This is a genomic window from Pseudomonadota bacterium, from assembly GCA_023229365.1.
Taxonomy (GTDB): Bacteria; Myxococcota_A; Polyangia; order JAAYKL01; family JAAYKL01; genus JALNZK01.
In genome coordinates this window covers 1-18,015 of the sequence record JALNZK010000110.1, presented here as the reverse complement: position 1 = coordinate 18,015, position 18,015 = coordinate 1, and the positions used below count along the sequence as shown (strand labels likewise).

Annotated in this window: 15 protein-coding genes; 8 read left to right on the top strand and 7 right to left on the bottom strand. The window is 71.8% G+C overall.

Features of this window, described 5'->3' with window-relative positions:
• The 3 genes from M0R80_25485 to M0R80_25475 all read right to left on the bottom strand — a co-directional run.
• The coding region (locus M0R80_25485; GenBank protein ID MCK9462989.1) for an SMP-30/gluconolactonase/LRE family protein at positions 1-931 on the bottom strand (931 nt) is incomplete at its 3' end.
• Positions 932-949: 18 nt separating this feature from the next.
• Positions 950-2,005 (bottom strand): SMP-30/gluconolactonase/LRE family protein, encoded by a 1,056-nt coding sequence (locus tag M0R80_25480; protein MCK9462988.1) that lies wholly within the window; start codon positions 2,003-2,005, stop codon positions 950-952.
• An 18-nt stretch (positions 2,006-2,023) separates the two neighbouring features.
• Positions 2,024-2,716, bottom strand: coding sequence for a protein-L-isoaspartate(D-aspartate) O-methyltransferase (locus M0R80_25475; GenBank protein ID MCK9462987.1), 693 nt, complete (start codon positions 2,714-2,716; stop codon positions 2,024-2,026).
• A gap of 51 nt (positions 2,717-2,767) precedes the next feature.
• On the opposite strand from M0R80_25475, the gene M0R80_25470 reads away from it, so the two are divergent.
• On the top strand, positions 2,768-3,664 hold the full coding sequence (locus tag M0R80_25470; protein ID MCK9462986.1) for a hypothetical protein: 897 nt from the start codon (positions 2,768-2,770) through the stop codon (positions 3,662-3,664).
• Here the strand turns inward: M0R80_25470 and pyk are convergent.
• The gene (gene pyk, locus M0R80_25465; GenBank protein MCK9462985.1) at positions 3,655-5,073 is read right to left on the bottom strand and encodes a pyruvate kinase; all 1,419 of its coding nucleotides are present in this window, start codon (positions 5,071-5,073) and stop codon (positions 3,655-3,657) included. The genes M0R80_25470 and pyk overlap by 10 nt on opposite strands.
• Before the next feature lie 22 nt (positions 5,074-5,095).
• The gene (locus tag M0R80_25460) at positions 5,096-5,884 is read right to left on the bottom strand and encodes a CAP domain-containing protein (GenBank protein MCK9462984.1); all 789 of its coding nucleotides are present in this window, start codon (positions 5,882-5,884) and stop codon (positions 5,096-5,098) included.
• A 303-nt stretch (positions 5,885-6,187) separates the two neighbouring features.
• Between M0R80_25460 and M0R80_25455 the strand changes: the two genes are divergently transcribed.
• Positions 6,188-7,372, top strand: coding sequence for a DNA polymerase IV (locus M0R80_25455; GenBank protein ID MCK9462983.1), 1,185 nt, complete (start codon positions 6,188-6,190; stop codon positions 7,370-7,372).
• On the opposite strand, the gene M0R80_25450 is transcribed toward M0R80_25455, so the two are convergent.
• The gene (locus tag M0R80_25450) at positions 7,369-8,724 is read right to left on the bottom strand and encodes a DUF1566 domain-containing protein (GenBank protein MCK9462982.1); all 1,356 of its coding nucleotides are present in this window, start codon (positions 8,722-8,724) and stop codon (positions 7,369-7,371) included. The genes M0R80_25455 and M0R80_25450 overlap by 4 nt on opposite strands.
• Before the next feature lie 91 nt (positions 8,725-8,815).
• Here M0R80_25450 and M0R80_25445 point away from each other — a divergent pair, with 91 nt between their 5' ends.
• The 6 genes from M0R80_25445 (at position 8,816) to M0R80_25420 (ending at position 17,661) form a co-directional block, all read left to right on the top strand.
• Positions 8,816-10,270, top strand: coding sequence for a GDSL-type esterase/lipase family protein (locus tag M0R80_25445; GenBank protein ID MCK9462981.1), 1,455 nt, complete (start codon positions 8,816-8,818; stop codon positions 10,268-10,270).
• Between the two features lie 239 nt (positions 10,271-10,509).
• The gene (gene nadB, locus M0R80_25440; GenBank protein MCK9462980.1) at positions 10,510-12,093 is read left to right on the top strand and encodes an L-aspartate oxidase; all 1,584 of its coding nucleotides are present in this window, start codon (positions 10,510-10,512) and stop codon (positions 12,091-12,093) included.
• A complete protein-coding gene (locus M0R80_25435; protein MCK9462979.1) occupies positions 12,090-13,862 on the top strand; it encodes a hypothetical protein in 1,773 nt (590 codons plus the stop codon). The genes nadB and M0R80_25435 overlap by 4 nt, the downstream gene beginning before the upstream one ends.
• A 94-nt stretch (positions 13,863-13,956) precedes the next feature.
• Complete coding sequence (locus M0R80_25430) at positions 13,957-15,690, top strand: hypothetical protein (GenBank protein MCK9462978.1); 1,734 nt, start codon at positions 13,957-13,959, stop codon at positions 15,688-15,690.
• An 8-nt stretch (positions 15,691-15,698) separates the two neighbouring features.
• Entirely contained in the window at positions 15,699-16,553 is an 855-nt protein-coding gene (locus tag M0R80_25425; protein MCK9462977.1) for a HEAT repeat domain-containing protein, read from the top strand.
• Between the two features lie 82 nt (positions 16,554-16,635).
• Positions 16,636-17,661 carry a branched-chain amino acid aminotransferase gene (locus M0R80_25420; protein ID MCK9462976.1) on the top strand — a complete coding sequence of 342 codons (1,026 nt, stop codon included), beginning with the start codon at positions 16,636-16,638 and terminating at the stop codon, positions 17,659-17,661.
• Here the strand turns inward: M0R80_25420 and M0R80_25415 are convergent.
• The coding region (locus M0R80_25415) for a septal ring lytic transglycosylase RlpA family protein (protein MCK9462975.1) at positions 17,658-18,015 on the bottom strand (358 nt) is incomplete at its 5' end. The genes M0R80_25420 and M0R80_25415 overlap by 4 nt on opposite strands.

The window sequence follows — 18,015 nt, the reverse complement described above, 5'->3', positions numbered from 1 at the left end:
TGCCCCACTGGAGGCCGTGCCCGTAGGAGGGGCTGGTCCACGTGTGGTAGGGCGACACCGTGCCGTCGGGCGTGACGCGATAGAGCATCATCGGGTAGCACGAGACGAAGATGTTGCCGCAGACGTCGACGCCGAAGCCGTCCATGAAGGTGCAGTCCATGTCGGTGATGGTCGCGAAGAGCCAGGGCGAGCCGATCCAGCCCAGATCGGCGTCGATCGCCACGGCGTGGATCTGCCCGGTGCCGAACGAGCCGATGTACATCAGGCTCAGATCCGGGCTGAACTCGATGTTCCGCGCGCCGAGGCTCGTCGAGAGCGTCTCGACGGCGTGGGTGTCCGGATCGATCCTGTAAAGGGTGCTGTTGTCGCCGACGTACACCATGCCGTCCGGCCCGACGGTCACGCCGTACCCCCCGTCGATGCTCGGCGCGATCGAGGTGCGCGTGCCGAACGGCGTGATCCGGACGATCCCCTCGGAGGCCGAGGCCGCCACGAGATCGCCGCCCGGGAGCACGTCCATCCCCTGCACGCCCGTCAGGCCGTTCACGTAGACGTAGGCGCCGCTGGAGGAGTTCGCCTTGAACAGGTTGTAGCCGTCCGTTCCGATGATGAACCCCTCTGAGTCGAATGCCACGTCGTGGTAGCCGACCGGCCCGACGAGCTCCTCGATGGAGAGCGGCGCGGCCGGGACGGTCGTGCAGTCGAACGTGTCGGTGTCCGTGTCGGTGTCGGAGTCCGTATCGGAGTCGGTGTCCGTATCGGTGTCGACATCCGTATCGGAGTCGGTGTCCGCGCCGCCGTCGGGCTCGGTATCGGAGTCCGTGTCCTCGGGCTCGTTCGAGTCGTCGTCGCCGCACGCGGCGCACAGCGCGACCGCGACGAGGATCGCCGGCCAGCGATGACGGGAAAGGATGGGATCTCCAGCAAGCATTCTTTAAGCTCCTCGTCCTCAATCGCGGTAGTGGACCCCGACCTCCAGCCGGACGACCGTGTTCCCGTCGTACGGCTGCGGCAGGAAGATCGACATGTCGTCCCAGCCGCCGACGCCGCTGCCCCACTTCAGGCCGTGCCCGTACCGGTTAGGCTCGGCCCACGAGTAGTAGGTCGAGACCTCGCCCGCTTCCGAGATCCGGTACAGCGAGTGCGTGCCGTAACTGGGCACGTACACGTTGCCGCAGGCGTCGACGCGGATCCCGTCGAGCCAGTTCCCCGCGTCGGGGATGCTCGCGAAGAGCGTGGGCGCGGCGATGATCTCCAGCTCGTCGTCGAGCTCGGCGACGTAGATCCGGCCCGCGCCGGTGACGATGTCCGCCGCGTTCGACGAAATGTAGAGCCGCGTGTGGTCCGGGCTGAAGTCCGCGCCGCGCGCGCTGATCCCCGAGACGATCAGGTCGTACGCGCCGTCCGAGGGGTCGACGCGGTAGAGGTTCGTGTTGTCGGCGCAGTAGACCATGCCGTCCGGGCCCACCATGACCCCGTACAGCATGTGGAGCGCCGGCACGAGGCTGGTCACGGTCCCGGCGGGGTCGATCCGGACGAGGCCGTAGTTGGACGTCGCCGCGACCAGATCGCCGCCCGGCAGCACGTCCATCCCCTGCGCGGCCTCCACGCCGTCCACGAAGAGGTACGCGGCGCTCTCCGTCGCTGCCTTGAACAGGTTGTCGCCGTCGGGCCCGGCGCCTATGACGAAGCCGTCGGTGTCGAACACGACGTCCTTGAACCCCACCGGCCCGCTGAGCTCCTCCACGAAGAGCGGCGCGGCGGGCAGGGAGTCGCAGGCGTCGGACTCGGTGTCGGAGTCGGTGTCCGCGTCGGAGTCGGTGCCCGCGTCGGTGCCCGCGTCCGCATCGGTGTCCGAATCCGAGTCGGTGTCGGCGTTGGTGTCGGCGTCGGTGTCGCTCGAGGAGCCGCGCGAGGTCTCGTCGCAGGCGGCGAACGGCGCATGCGCCGCGACGAGCGCGAACGCGCAGAGGAGGGGGCGTGCGAGGTGCTCGAGCCGGTTCATCTCAATGGCGTCATTCTATCATCGAATCCAGGGCTTCAGTGCCTCCTGGGCGGCGCGAACGCTAGTTTTTAGGGGGGGGACGGGCGGCGAGACGAGCGGCACGAACCGCACCGGGATGCGATCGATGATCCGCAGCGCGCCGTCGCGCTTGACGGCGGTCACGAGATCCTGTGCGTTTTCGCCGACCGGGATGCAGATCCGGCCTCCCTCTGCGAGCTGATCGACGAGCGCCTCCGGGATCCTCCGCGGCGCCGCGGTGACAAGGATCCCGTCGAAGGGCGCCTCCCGGGGCAGCCCGTCGTGCCCGTCGCCGAGCGAAAGCCGCGCGGCGCACCCGAGCCGCGACAAGGTGCTCGCGGCGCGCTCCAGCAGCGGCGCCACGAGTTCCACCGAGAACGGCTCGAGCCCCATCGCGCACAGCACGGCGGTCTGGTAGCCGGAGCCGGTGCCGATCTCGAGGACGCGGGCGCCCGGCCGGGCCGCGAGCGCCGCGGTCATGTACGCGACGATGTACGGCTGGCTGATCGTCTGTCCGGCGCCTATCGGCAGCGGGTGATCCGCGTACGCCTCGTGGCGCAGCTCCTCGGGGACGAACTCGTGGCGCGGCACGCGGCGCATCGCGTCGAGGACGCGCGGGTCGCCCACCCCACGGGCGCGGATCTGCCGCTCCACCATCCTCACGCGCGCGAGTTCGAAGTCGTAAACGTCCATGCCCTGCAGAGTGTATCGCCGCGCGCCTCGAGTCGGTGGTAGAATATCGACATGGACAAGCTCATCTGGATCGCCGCAGCCGCGGCGCTCGTCGCCTGCTCCGGGGGGGACCCGCCCGAGTTCGGCGGGGACGCCGGGGGTTCGGACACGGATGTCGACACCGATTCGGACACGGACGTCGATTCGGACACGGACGGTGACGGCGACTCGGACGCGGACGGCGGCCCGGACACCGACACCGACACGGACTGCCCGGGGGACGGCCACGACGAGGACGGCGACGGGCGGGACGACAACTGCGACAACTGCCCGACCTACGGCAACCCGGGGCAGGAGGACGCCGACGAGGACGGCCTCGGCGACGCGTGCGAGGCGTCGTGGAACGCGGAGCTCCTCGGCGAGGTCGCGCTGTTCCTGCCGCTCACCGGCGCCGACGGTTGGGCCGCCGACGGCGGCACCTGGACGCACGGCTCCGACAAGGTCACCGGCGCGGCGGCGATCGCGGGCGGCAACTACGTGTACGAGAGCCACGCCATCGAGGGCGGCGCCTTCTCGGTCGAGGTGACCATGGACGGCGGCCTCGCGAGCGCCAGCGGCGCGGTCCACTCCGGGCTCGTCTTCGCGCGGACGGTCGACGTCTTCAACGAGTGGTGGGCCTGCGTCTACGAGGAGAACAGCGACACGCTCTCCGTCTGGGAGAACGACGGGATCTTCCTCGGGCAGAAGGGGAGCGTCCCGATCGCGGGGACGAGCACCGACTCGGCGTGGCGGCGCGTGCGCGTCTACTTCAACGGCGTGTCGCTGGCGTGCACGTACGAGGAGGAGCTGGGCGCCGCCGCGACGCTCACCCTCGACGACGGGCAGGTGCCCGACGCCATGGACGGCACCGCCGGCATGCGCGTGTCGAACAACACGGCGTTCTTCCGATCGTTCGTGATCTACCGCTGACCCTTGATCCGCCAGAGCTTGAGCACGTCGGTGCGCCCGGGGCCGGTCGCGTCCTGCATGCCGAAGGTGATCCCGACGTCGTCGCCCTGGATCGCGAACCCGCCCTCGAGCAGGATCTTCTCCGCCTGCATCACGACGCCGTGCACGCCCTCGACCCAGCCGGCGTGGATCGGCCGGATCCCCCAGCGCAGGTTCAGGCGCCTGAGCACGTGATCGTGCCGCGAGAGGCCGACGAGCGCCGGGCCGTTCGGCCGGCACGAGCTCGCGAGCGCCGCAGAGTGGCCGGTCTCGGTGTACACCGCGAGCGCCTTCAGGTCGAGCTCGGCGGCGGCGGTGACCGCGGCGCGGGCGATCGCGTTCGAGAAGCTGTACTCGCAGACGCGCACCGGGAGGGGCAGGGCGTGGAACAGCTCGCTCGCCTCGACCTCGCGGATGATGGCCGCCATCTCGCGCACGGCCTCGACCGGGTACGCGCCGCTCGCCGTCTCGCCGGACAGCATCACCGCGTCCGTGCCGTCGAGCACCGCGTTCGCGACGTCGGACACCTCGGCGCGCGTCGGCCGCGGGTTGTGGATCATCGAGTCGAGCATCTGCGTGGCGACGATCACCGGCTTGCCCGCGGACACGGCGTCGCGCACCATCCGCTTCTGGAGCAGCGGCACCTGCTCCGCGCCCGCCTCGACCCCGAGATCGCCCCGCGCGACCATGATGCCGTCCGCCGCGGCGATGATCGCGTCGAGCGAGGCGATCGCCTCGGGCTTCTCGATCTTGGCGATCACCGGGATGTCGCCGGCGAGCGCCTTGGCCTCGAGCACGTCCTCGGGGCGGCGCACGAACGAGAGCGCGGCGTAGTCGACCCCGAGCTCCCGCGCGAACGCGAGATCTTCGCGATCCTTGTCGGTCATCGCTGGCGTCGAGAGGGGCGTTCCCGGGATGTTCATCCCCTTGTGGCTCTTGAGGACGCCGCCGACTATCACGCGGCAGCGGACGAGCTCGCCCGCGATCGACGCGACCTCGAGCTCGAGCAGGCCGTCGTCGAGGAGGATGCGGGCCCCCGGCTTCACGTCCCTCGGGAGCGGCCTGTACGTCGTCGAGACCCGCCGCGCGTCGCCGGCGATCTTCTCGGTCGTGAGCTCGATGTCGTCGCCTGTCGCGATCGGGACGCCGCCGCCCGCGACCTCGCCGATCCGGATCTTGGGGCCGCACAGGTCCGCGAGCACGGCGGTGCAGACGCCCGCCCGCCCGGCCTCCGCGCGCACGGTGTCGAAGGCGCGGCGGTGCCCCTCGTGCGTCCCGTGCGAGAAGTTGAGCCGGAACACGTCCGCGCCGGCGGCGATCAGGGCGCGCACGATCTCGGGGGAGTCGCTCGCCGGGCCGAGCGTCGCGACGATCTTCACTTTCTGTTCCATGTGGTTCTCCGGTGCAGAAGGGTTACGGGCAGTCGATGACCTCGACGTCATACTCGATGGGCGACGAGACGCCGGACAGGGTGACGTGGTACGTGTTCCCGGCGGCGGTCGACCAGCCCGAGGGGATGAACGAGATCGCGCTCGAGCTGCCGTAGCCCTCGAGCAGGTGCGTGACGGTCACGGGTTTGTCGTCGCCCCCCAGCGTGACGGTCACGTCCGCGCTCGAGAGGCTGATCGAGTCGCTCTGCACGGTCCACCCGGTGTCGTCGACGCTGGACCACGAGGGCGTGAACGCCGCGATGGGCACCTGGCCCGAAGGCGGCCACGCGGTCCACGACGCGCCGGCCGATCCGCTGCCGTAGAGGACGTGCATGCACGAATAGCCGCTCGTCGAGCCGATGCCGATCGGGCCGAGCGAGTTGGACAGGATCCAGCGCCGGTGCCCGATCGTCGTCGGGTTGCCCGGATCCACCATGTAGAGGTCCACGGCCCCGACGGCGGCGGCGGTCGCGATGTTGCTCTGCCCGGCGGTCGACGCGCCGGCGTCCGAGTAGCAGGTCCACGACGTGGGCGGGTAGTGGTTGAGCGTGCCGTTCGCGTGCATCATGAGGGCGCACTCCTGCGCGCCGGCGTTCTTCGTCGCGTCGTCGGTGACGGCCGGGAGGCCGCAGAGCCAGCGGTAGAGGTTGACGAGGCGCAGCGCGCTCTCCCGGGCCGACTCCGTGATGTCGCCGGCGTCGCACGTGTCCAAGGAGCCGGACCAGGCGCCCTCCGAGAGATCCGCGCGGTCCGCGTTCCATCTTTCGCACACGGCGTCGGCGTCGGAATCCGTGTCGGAGTCGGAATCGGAATCCGTGTCGGAATCGGTGTCGGAGTCCGAGTCGGAGTCCGTGTCGGAGTCCGAGTCGGAATCCGAGTCCGAGTCGGAATCCGAGTCCGAGTCGGAGTCCCCTCCGTCGCCGCCGCCGTCGCAGGCCGCGAGCGCGACCCACGCCGCCGCGAGCAGAACGCCGAGAAGCAGTGTCCTCATGACGACCCCCTTTCGCGCCGCCGGGCGCTTCGACTGGGGAGTGTACATCAAGACGGCGCCTTCCGGGTGGTGTAACCTCGCCGCGTGAGCGACGCGCACCCCTGGCCGCGGACCATCCTCCACGCCGACATGGACGCGTTCTTCGCGGCCGTGGAGCAGCGCGACCGGCCCGAGCTGCGCGGGGTGCCCGTGATCGTCGGCGGCCCCTTGCGGCGCGGCGTCGTCTCGACCGCGAGCTACGAGGCGCGGAGGTACGGCGTGCACAGCGCCATGCCCATGGCCGAGGCGGTGCGGCGGTGCAGGGACGCCGTCGTCGTGCCGCCGGACATGGCGCGGTACGCGGAGTGCTCGGAGCGGATCATGGAGGTGTTCGGCCGCTTCTCGCCGCTGGTCGAGCCGCTCAGCCTGGACGAGGCGTTCCTCGACATGACCGGCACCGAGGGGCTGTTCGGCGGGCCCGGGGAGGCGGCGGAGCGGATCCGGCGCGAGGTGCGCGAGGCCACGGGCGGGCTCACGATCTCGGTCGGCGTGTCGTGCACGAAGTACGTCGCCAAGGTGGCGAGCGACAGGAGGAAGCCGGACGGGCTGACCGTCGTGCCGCCGGGGGAGGTGGCCGCGTTCCTCGACCCGCTGCCGGTGTCGTGCCTGTGGGGTGTCGGCGCGAAGACGCTCCCCAGGTTCGAGGCGCTCGGGCTCGCGACGATAGGCGACGTCGCGCGCGCGCCGCGGCCGCTCCTCGAGGCGGAGCTCGGCGCGCTCGGGCCGCACGCGTGGATGCTGGCGAACGGGATCGACGATCGGGAGGTGGTGCCGGACCGCGACGCCCGGAGCGTCGGCGCGGAGACGACCCTCGCGGAGGACGTGACGGGAGAGGCCGCCGTGTCGGGCCTCCTCGGGCCGCTCGCGGATCGGGTGGCGCGGCGCGTGCGCCGCACGGGTCTCCTCGCCGGGGGCGTGCGCGTGAAGCTCAAGACGGACGCGTTCCGGCTGCACACGCGGCAGGCCCGCCTCCGCGCTCCCGCAGACACGGCCGAGGCGTTCATGGCCGCGGCCCGGGCGCTCCTTGGCGAGCTCGATCTCGGGGAGCGGTTCCGCCTCGTCGGGATGGCGGCGTACGATCTCCGCGCCGAGGGCGATCGCGGGCAGCTCGAGCTCTTCTTGGACCCGCGGGGAGAGCGGGCGCGGCGCCTCGAGCGCACCGTGGACGCCGTGTGCGAGCGGTTCGGCGACGACGCGCTCGTGAAGGGGGGCAGGGACGAGGAGCCCTAGCCCGGATCCCGTACGCAGAGCACCGGCAGCCCCTGGGGGGTCGCGAGCGCGATCGGCTGGCGCGCGGAGAGGTCGAACGCGTAGACGTAGTCCATGTCGGGGTGGGCGGTGGCGGTCCAGTACCTGTCCCCCCCGAGCGGCACGGCGAACGCCTCCGCGAAGTAGTGGCGCGCCTCGTCGCACCACGCGAGCAGGCTCGTCATCTCCGCCGCGTTCGGGACGCGCCAGTCCGCGTGGCCCCCGTACTCGTCGCCGCACGCGGGGTCCTCGGCCGGCGGATCGGCGAAGGGATCGCAGGGCTCGGGCACGCCCAGGCACGAGGCCTCGTACCATACCTGGCCGTAGGCGCACCGCCGCCACTCGCGGGCAGCCCACAGATCGATCGCGGTGGATCCGTCCGCCGCGCCGAGCGCGAAGCGCGGCCCGGTCGACTCCGGCACGGCGACGTCGCGGACGCAGAGCCCGTAGGCCAGGTCGTCGCCCGACGTCCCCGCGCTCATCCCGGCGTAGCCCACGACGAAGTACTGTCCGCCCGATCCCGGCATCTCGGTCGACGACCAGATCTCCTCGGCGAGGCCCCAGAAGTAGTTCGCGTTGATGTGGAACTGGCCGTCCTTGTAGTCGAAGAGGCTCTGGAGCTCGCTCGCCTCGGGCAGCCGCCAATCGCCGTGCCCGCCGTACGGCGCCGCGCAGTGCGTGATCGCCGCCGCGTGCGTGACGCGCTCCGGGTCTCCGCCCGTGCACGAGGTGCCGTCGCCGACCGTGCCGGTGGGGCACCTCTGCCACTCGAGCCCGGTGACGAGATCGACCGTCGTGCCTTCGCCCGGCGTGCCGCCCACCGCGAGCTCCTCGTCCGGCCGAGCGGTGCCGGGCAGGGCGCCGTCGTCGAGCCACAGGGAGTCCGCGCCGCACATCGCGCCGTAGACGCACTCCCCGTCGGCGAAGACGTACGGCTCGACGCACTCCGCGCACGCGGCGCCGCCGTAGCCGATCTCGCACACCGCGCACGCCGCGCCGCCCCAGCCGGTCTCGCAGGCGGAGCAGCCCGTCGCGAGCTCGAAGTGCGCGACGCACTGGCACTCGGGCGCGCCGCCGTCGGTCTCCACGCACACGGAGTTCTGGTCCGGGCAGTCCACGGCGACGCCGACAGGATCGCCGTCCGCGTCGAAGTGGCAGACGTCGCCGTTCTCGTCGCAGGCGAGGTACGCGCCGGCGTCCTCCCCGGCGTCGGCGTCCGAGTCGCCGTCCGCGCCGCCGTCGTCGCCTCCCGCGGCCTGGTTCTCCACCACGCAGCCCGTCGCCAGAATCGCCGCGGCCGCCGCCGCGAGCGCGCGCAACGCCGTTGTCTTCATCCCGTTGCCCTCCCACTTCAGGCTCGTCCCGCGAGAGATTGCCGAAAAACCGCATCGACGGCAACGGTTTTGGGCGGTATGCCACGTCAACATGAGCGCGGGAGAAGACCAGCCGGTCCGGCGGGGGCCGCCTTTCAAGATCGTCGTCTTCGCGGCGTGCTTCGCCGTGCTCGGCGCGGCGGCCTACGCGGTCGATCGCGTCTGGCTCTCCGACGACGGCGCGGCGGCCGAGGAGGCCGGCGGGGCGGGCGCGGAGCCCGGCGGGTTGTCCTTCGGGGCGGCCTCGTCGGCGCCCTCCGCGGCGCTCACGGCCGAGGTCGACCGCGAGGCGGCGCGCGTGGCGAGCGGCGCGCGGATCGCGGCGCCCCACCTGGCGATAGAGGATCCCGGCGGCGCGATGCGGGCGTTCTACCTCGCGCTCGCGGCGCTCGAGGCCGGGGAGGGCGCGCGGGTCGTCCGCGCGATCCACTACGGCGACTCCATCCTGACCACGGATCACCTCTCCGGGCGGGTGCGATCGATCCTCCAGCAGCGGTTCGGGGACGGCGGGCACGGCTTCATCCTGCTCGGCAAGCCGTGGCGCTGGTACCGACACGAGGGCGTGACCCACGGCGCGTGGGGCAAGTGGCGCGCGCGGCCGATCACCGCCGATCCGCTGGCGGACGGGCTGTACGGGCTCGGCGGGGTCGCGTTCGAGGCGCAGCGCCAGAGCCACGGGCGCGTCCGCATCGGCCCCGCGGCCGAGGGCGACATCGGCCGGCGGGTGTCGACCGTGGACCTCTCCTACCTCGAGCAGCCGCGCGGCGGCAGCTTCGACGTCATCGTGGACGGCGGGAAGCGGGAGACCGTCGAGACGCGCGCGCCGGAGCGCCGCGTCGCGCACAAGGGGGTCGAGGTGCCGCGGGGCGCGTCGCGCGTGGAGATCGAGTTCAACAACGACGGCGAGCTCCGCGTGTTCGGCGCCGCGCTCGAGAGCGGGGAGCGGGGCGTCGTCTGGGACAGCCTCGCGGTCAACGGCGCGCGCGCCTCGGTGCTCGGCCGCTACGACCGCGCGCACTGGATCGCGGAGCTCAGGCAGCGGGATCCGCGGCTCGTCGTGCTCCACTTCGGCGCCAACGAGGGCGCCAACCGGTTCCTCGTCCTCGGCGAGTACCGCAAGGACTTCGCCGAGGTGATAGCGACGGTCCGCGAGGCGCTCCCGGAGGCCTCCGTCCTCGTCGTCGGGCCCATGGACCAGGCGCGCAGGCTCGACACCGGCGGCCTCGGCTCCGCGCCGATGCCCGAGAAGCTGAACGCCGTCCAGCGCGAGGTCGCGCTCGAGACGGGCTGCGCGTTCTTCGACACGTGGCGCGCCATGGGCGGCAAGGGCAGCATGGCCGGATGGCTCGGGAAGGGGCTCGGCGGCGCGGACATGATCCACCCGACCGAGCACGGCGCGCGCAAGATCGGCACCTGGATCGCCGAGGCGCTGCTCTACGGCTACCAGAACCTCGACGCCGACGCCGCGCGGCCCGCCGACGCCGGAGTGGACGGCGGCGCCCGCTGAGCAGTGGAGATGCGAAAGTTCGCAGTCGAGATGCGAGGGGGTCGCAGTCACGCTGTTTCATGAGACAGCAACGGTGCCTTGGGGACACGGCCTTAGTGCGAGGGGCATCTGCCCGCGTTCGGTGATATGATGCCCCACCACGGGGGTGACAAATGAGCACGAGTCGATATCGCTCTCCGGCGCCGGCGGCGCGCACTTCCGATGGCTAACCCCGATCGATTTGGATTATAGTCCGCGCCATGCGCGTCGACTGCGACTACCTCGTCATCGGAACCGGCGTCGCCGGCCTGGAATTCGCCCGCACGGTCGCGGGCACCGGCCGCGTCGTCATGCTCACGAAGCGCGCGGCGGACGTCTCGGCCACCAGCCAGGCGCAGGGCGGGGTGGCGACGGTCATCGACGGCACGGACTCGTTCGAGGCGCACATCGCCGACACGCTGACCGCCGGGTGCGGCCTGTGCCGGCGCGACGTCGTCGAGATGTGCGTCCGCGACGGGCCGGGGCGCATCGCCGAGCTGCAGAGCCTGGGCGCGCGGTTCACGACGCGCAAGGGCCACCCCGGCGAGCTCGATCTCGGACGGGAAGGCGGGCACTCGGCGCGCCGCATCGTCCACGCGGCGGACGCGACCGGGCGGGAGGTGGTCCGCACGATGCTCGGCAACGTGCGCGCGCTGCCGGGCGTCGAGATCCACGAGAACCACGTCGCGATCGACGTGATCGTCCCCCGTCGCCACCTCGCGGACCGCGTCTGCAAGGGCGCCCACGCGCTCGACACGCGCACGGGCGAGATCCACACCTACGTCGCCCCGGTCACCGTCCTCGCGACCGGCGGCGCGGGCAAGGTCTACCTGTACACGTCGAACCCGGACATCGCGACCGGCGACGGCGTCGCCATGGGCTATCGGGTGGGCGCTTTGGTTTCGAACATGGAGTTCTTCCAGTTCCACCCGACGATCCTCTACCACCCGCATGCGAAGAGCGCCCTCATCACCGAGGCGCTGCGCGGCGAGGGCGGGGTGCTCCGCGATCTCGAGGGCCGCGCGTTCATGGCCGACTACCATCCGCTCCGGGAGCTCGCCCCAAGGGACGTCGTGGCGCGGGCGATCGACTCGGAGATGAAGAAGAGCGGCCACGACCACGTCGTGCTCGACGCCACGCACCTCGACCGCGCGTTCCTGGCCGAGCGGTTCCCGACCATCAGCGCGACGTGCGCGGAGCACGGCATCGACATCGGCGCGCAGCCGATCCCGGTGGTCCCGGCGGCGCACTTCAGCTGCGGCGGGCTGCTCACGGACAGGGACGGCCGCACCACGGTGCCCGGCCTGTTCGCGATCGGCGAGACCGCGTGCACGGGGCTCCACGGCGCCAACCGGCTCGCGTCGAACTCGCTGCTCGAGGGGCTCGTGTTCGCGCACCGGGCGGGGCTCGCGGCGCGGGAGACCGGCCGCCCGTCGTTCGACGACGTCCACGACTGGGAGATCGGCGCGGCCGTGCCGAGCGACGAGACGGTCGTCGTGTCGCAGGACTGGGACGAGCTGCGGCGCTACATGTGGAACTACGTCGGCATCGTGCGCTCCGACTCGCGGCTGGCCCGCGCCAGGCGGCGCCACGACGTGCTGATGGAGGAGATCAAGGAGTACTACTGGAAGTACGTGATCACGTCCGACCTGCTCGAGCTGCGCAACATCTCGACCGTCGCCCACCTCATCATCGACTCGGCGCGGGCGCGCCGGGAGAGCCGCGGCCTGCACTACACGGTGGACCACCCGCGCGAGAGCGGGGAGGCCGCCCGCGACACCGTGCTCGCGAGGTTCGGCGCATGAGGCGCGCCGCGCACTGGGCCCTCGCGGCCTCGCTCGCGGCGGCGTGCGGCGAGGCGGCCGCGCCGCAGCTCCCGTTCGAGCCGGAGCAGCCCAACTGGGCGGTCGTGGACGAGGAGATCGCGCCGCGCGTCGAGGAGAACGTGAAGGACGCGGACGGGGTCGAGCGCCTGGGCGGCGTCTGGCTGATCCCGGTCGACGTCTCGTTCGCGACCGCGCTCGAGGCGCCCGTCGCGCGCGCCGTCGCCGCGGAGCTGGAGGCGGCCCGCGCGGCGGACGACGCCCTGTTCGAGCGGCTCGGCCCCGAAAACCTCCGCATCCGGCGCACCGTCGAGGAGATCCTCCGACACGGCGACGCGTTGAGTGGCGCAACGCGCGGCAGGCTCGAGCGCTACCTCCTCGCGCTCCGCGTCCACCACGGGACCGCCCCGAGGGCGGAGGGCGCGCGCACGAACGCCGCCGGGCTCCTGCGGCCGGAGTTCATCCCGGGGGAGCTGGCCTCGGCGGCCGAGCTCGCCGCCCGCTCCGGCTCCGCGTTCGACGTCCCGCGATCGCCTTCGCTGCTCGGCGCAGATCGCGTGCAGGAGATCGAGGCGCTGATGGCCGCGATCCGGCCGGCGATCTTCGGCCGGCCCGACGCGAGCGAGGCGGACGCGGGCGCCGGGGCAGCGGAGATCGCGGCCGCTCCGCAAGAGAAGATCCCTGCGCTCCCGAAAGTGGACGAGGCGCCGGGTACGTGCTTCCTGCTCGGGCTCGGCCCCGCCGAGCGCGGCGGCGAGCCCCGCGGGCTCGTGGGCGTCCCGGCGAAGGAGGAGCAGCGGCTCCTGGACGCCGTCTCGGCGAAGGCCGCGGCGCTCGACAAGATCGTCCGCGCCCAGGGCGGCGGAAAGAGCGTCACGGAGGCCGCCGCGAAGGGCCGCAGGACGCGCGCGGTCCGCGACATCTTCGCCGCGGGCTCCCTCGGGCCGCTCCACGGCCGAGGCGAGCTGTGGCGGATGATCGACGGCCCCTTGGTGGAGGTCGACGCGGGCGGGCGCGGCGAGGTCTGGCTCCTGACCGGGGCCGCCGCGGCGTTCGACGGCGCCGTGGGGAGGCGGATCGCCGGGCTCTACTCGCGCGACGAAGCGACCGCGCGGTTGAGGCTCGAGTGGCGCGCGCGGACGCGCCTCGCGCTCCTCGCGCTCCGGGAGGCGGCGGGGCGGGGCACGGACGGCACGGAAACCCGGCCGCCGGGGTGGATCGCGACGCACTTGGGGGCGCACGCGGAGCTCCTGGCGGCGATGCGCGCGGACCTCGCGGCGCTGTACCTCGCGCTCGACCCGGCCGCGCGGGAGATCGGGATCGTCGCGAGCGAGGAGTGCGCGCGGGCGCTGTACGAGGACTACGTCGGCTGGGCGTTCGAGTCGTACGGGTTCGGGGCGCCGCCGCAGGATCTCGCGGCCGCGGCCGCCGCGCGCCGGGCGATCGCGCGCAACCTCCTGGCCAAGGGGGCGATCGAGGTCACGGGCGGGGACGGGAAGCCGGGCGAGCCGCTGCGGTGCGGCGTGACGGATCTCGCGGCGGCGCGGCGCGCCGTCGGGGAGCTGCTCGCGGAGGTCCGGCGGATCCGCTACGTGGGGGACGCGGTCGCGGCCGCGGCGATGATCGACACGATGCGCGGCAGCGAGGCGCGCTGGCAGCGCGACGTCGAGGCGCGGTACAGGACGCTCGACAGGCCGCGCGCGGTCGGCTTCCTCTACCCGCCCCTGCGCGCCGTGCGGGGGAACCCCTGAACCGTTTTCGCGCACGGGGGAACCTCCCGTGTGGAAATCGACACTCGTTCGGGATAAGATGCCGGCGATTTCTGGCCCAAACACGAGGAGAAGGATGATGACGACGATACGCGGGAAAGCTGCATGGGCCGCCCTCGCGGCCGCGGTGCTCACGCTCGCCTTCGCCGGGGTCGCGCAGGCCCAGGAGGGGAAGGCGAAGGAGAAGCCCAAGAAGGTCCAGGATCGGGTCGCGGATCTCGAGACCCAGGTCCAGCGCATGGACAAGACGCTCGGGGAGATCGTCGGCGCCGACGACCCGGCGAAGCTCCGGGAGCTGCAGGTGGATCTGCAGGCGAAGGTCGACGAGATGGCCGCCCGGATCGACGAGGTCAAGGAGGGCGCGGCCGAGCTGGCGGCCGCCGACGAGGAGCGGGACGCGCGCCTCGACGCCGCCGGCGAGGAGATCGAGAACCTCTGGCGGGAGATAGGGGACCTCAAGGCGAAGCTCGAGGAGGCCACGAAGAACGAGGTCGCCGGCTACGACAAGGGGTTCTTCGTCCAGTCGCGCGACGGCAAGCACAAGCTCGTGATCGGCGGGTTCGCGAAGCCGTACTGGCAGATGACGATCAACAAGGTCTACGACCTCAACTCCTACGGCGCGGTCCAGGGCGTCCTGAACGCGGAGGGACAGCTCGTCCCGAGCGGCGGCGACACGGAGGTCACGGCGAACGGCTTCGGGCTCGCCGCCACGCGGCTCTACCTCAAGGCCCAGGTCTTCGAGGTGGTCCACTTCTTGGGCGAGCTCGACTACGGCACGCTGAACGGCAAGGTGTCGTACCCCTACAACGCGGCGGTCGAGGCCGACGCGCGGTACAACCGCGTCACCGTGAACCAGCACGCGCTGCGGGTGCTCGCGTTCTACGGCGAGTTCGCGCCCATGCCCGAGCTCAAGGTGCGCGCCGGCCAGTTCAAGGTCCCGTTCGACCGCGAGACGCTCGTGGGCGCGAACGCGCTCACCTTCACGTCGCCGGCGCTCATGACGCGGCGCTACGCGCGATGGGGCGAGTCCGACAACCCGGCGGTCTGCACGGCGCTCGCCTGCGGCTGGGACTACGAGACGGTGCGCGGCTCGAGCTTCGGCTACGACCGCGGCCTGATGGTCCACGGCGAGATCGCGAGCGCCGTGTTCAACTACGCGGTCGGCGTGTTCAACGGCAGCGGCCCGAACGTCGGCAACGACAACCGCGACGTCCTCGTCGGCGGCCGCCTCTGGACCGACCCGCTCGGCGCCATGTCGGCGGGGATGTCCGACATCGACGCCGCCGAGAGGCCGCTGCTCAGCATCGGCGCCTCCTACTTCTTCGACCTGCCGCAGCACCGCGATCCGAGCATCGTCAGCAGCAAGGACGCGGTCTACAACTCCGAGGACTCCAACGTCACGGGCGACGTCCTCTTCAAGTGGTGGGGGCTCTCGGTGATGGGCAGCGTCTTCTTCCGCAACTCGGATCACGGCGTCGTGCTGTACACGGCGGACGCCGCCGGCCAGAAGGAGAAGTGGGTCATGCGGTCGTTCGGCGCGTCCGCCCAGGCGGCCTTCTACATCAAGGCGATCGGGCTCGAGCCCGCGTTCCGGTACGGCATGTACGACGCGGACGTGAAGCGCGAGCTGGATCACGTCCACGAGTTCACCGCGGCGCTCAACTACTACGTCTTCGGCCAGAACATGAAGCTGCAGCTCGAGTACCGCGGCCAGCTCCCGGCCGATCAGAGCAAGAGCTACCTCGTTCCATGGATGGCGTACCAGCCCGACGTCCACGAGGTCACGCTGATGGGCCAGATCGGCTTCTGATCCGGCCGATGCGCCTCCCTCGATCACCTCGCCACATCGCGCTCTCGTCGGCGGTCGCAATCCTGGCGGCGGCGTGCGGCGGAGCGGACGGCGAGAAGGGCGCGGCCGTCAGAGTCGAGGCGGGGGCGGTTGCGCTCGCGCCCGCCGCGGGAGGCGGCGCCACCGTGCCGGACGCGCGGTCCTTCCGGGCGGACGCCGCGGCGATGATCGCGCGCCTGCCGCGCTTCCCCGCGCGCGCCCGGGAGGGCGCAGCGCCGCGGCTCGACGTGACCGGGACGTGGAGCGCGACGGGGGAGGAGGCCGCAGTGCGCGTCGAGGCGAAGCTCCAGGGCGTCGACGCCCGCGTGCCGATCCGCGCCGCGATCGTCGCGACCGGCCGGGCGCAGGGGCGGAGCGACGCCTCCGAGCTCGCGCGGCGCGGCGTGGACGATCTCGGCAAGGCGCTCGCGTCGATGTTCGTCCTGTACGGCGCGGACGAGGCTGCCTGGGTCCGGGCCCTCGACGGCGCGGAGCCCGACGAGCAGCTGCTCGCGCTCGCGCTGCTCGCGGACGGGAAGTGCAGGGCGGCCGTGCCGGCGATCGGGGCGGTGCTCGACGATCCCCGCGCGCAGGTGGCCGAGGCGGCGGCGGACGCGCTCGTCGCGATCGGCGACTGGAGCGCGGTGCCCGTGCTCATCGCGGGAATCCGGCGCGGCGACGTGCGCAGCGAGGTGCGCGCCATAGAGGCGATCTCGAAGCTCGGCGGCAACGAGGCGCGCGCCTACCTCGAGATGACCGCCATCGGACACGAGATCCCCGAGGTCCGGGCCCTCTCCCTCGACGCCCTAGAGCGGCTCGAAGAGGTGGAGCGGAAGCACCCCTGAATTGCCCGAAATCCCTTTGACAACCCGCAGCGCGGCCGTGGTATGGGTGGATCGGACCGGGGCGGGACACGAGGAGGCGATCATGGAGAAGGCGAAGCTCGACTGGAAGAACCTGGCGTTCGGCTACCACGAGACCGACTACAACATCCGCTACACCTGGAAGGACGGCAAGTGGAGCGAGGGCGTGATCACGGGCGACATCACGATGCCCATGCACATGGCCGCGACGTGCCTGCACTACGGCCAGGAGGCTTTCGAGGGGCTCAAGGTCTTCGAGCAGAAGGACGGGCGCGCCGTCGTGTTCCGCGTCGAGGAGAACGCCCGGCGGCTGATCCGCTCCGCGGAGAAGACCTTCATGGCGCCGGTGCCGGAGGAGCTGTTCATCGACGCGGTGCTCCGCGTGGTCAAGGCCAACGCGAAGTACATCCCGCCGTACGGGACCGGCGCGAGCCTGTACGTCCGGCCGCTGCTGATCGGGACCGGCCCGCAGGTCGGCGTCAAGCCCGCCGACGAGTACATGTTCATCGTGTTCGTCACCCCGGTCGGGCCGTACTTCAAGACCGGCTTCAAGCCGGTCCACCTGATAGTGGAAAACGAATACGACCGCGCCGCCCCGAACGGGCTCGGCGACGTCAAGGTCGGCGGCAACTACGCCTCGGGCCTGCGCGCCAGCCTGCGCGCCAAGAAGGCGGGCTACACCGAGGTGCTCTACCTCGACGCCAAGGAGAAGCGCTACCTCGACGAGTCCGGACCGGCCAACTTCTTCGGCGTCACCAAGGACGGCCAGTACGTGACCCCGAAGAGCCCGTCGATCCTGCCGTCGATCACGAACATGTCCATCGTGACGATCGCCGAGGAGCTCGGGATGCGCCCCGAGCGGCGCCTCGTCGACGTCGAGGAGATCTTCCAGTTTGTCGACGCGGGGTGCTGCGGCACGGCGGCCGTGATCACGCCGGTCGGCTCGATCACCTTCGGGGAGCGCAAGGCGGTCTACCGGCAGGACGACACGCCCGGCGAGCACTGCACCAAGCTCTACAAGAAGCTCACCGGCATCCAGCTGGGAGAGGAACCCGACAGGCACGGGTGGATCCGCGCGATCCCGCTCTAGCCCGGCGGCATTTCCACGACCTCGACGCGCACGCGCACGACGCCCGCGCGGATCATGTCGATCCGCTCCGCGGCCGCGCGCGACAGGTCGATGACGCGATCCGCGTCGCCGAAGGGGCCGCGATCGTTGATCTCGACGCGGACGGTCCTCCTGTTCGCGAGGTTCGTCACCTCCACGATCGTCCCGAACGGCAGGGTGCGGTGCGCGGCGGTCAGGGCGTCCTTGTCGTACGTCGCGCCGCTCGCGGTCTTCCTGCCGTGCAGGCTGTCGGCGTAGTAGGCGGCGAGCCCGGTCTGCACCGAACCCGGGCGGGCCGTCTTGCCGCCCGCGGCCGCGGCGCCGCAGGCGGCGAAG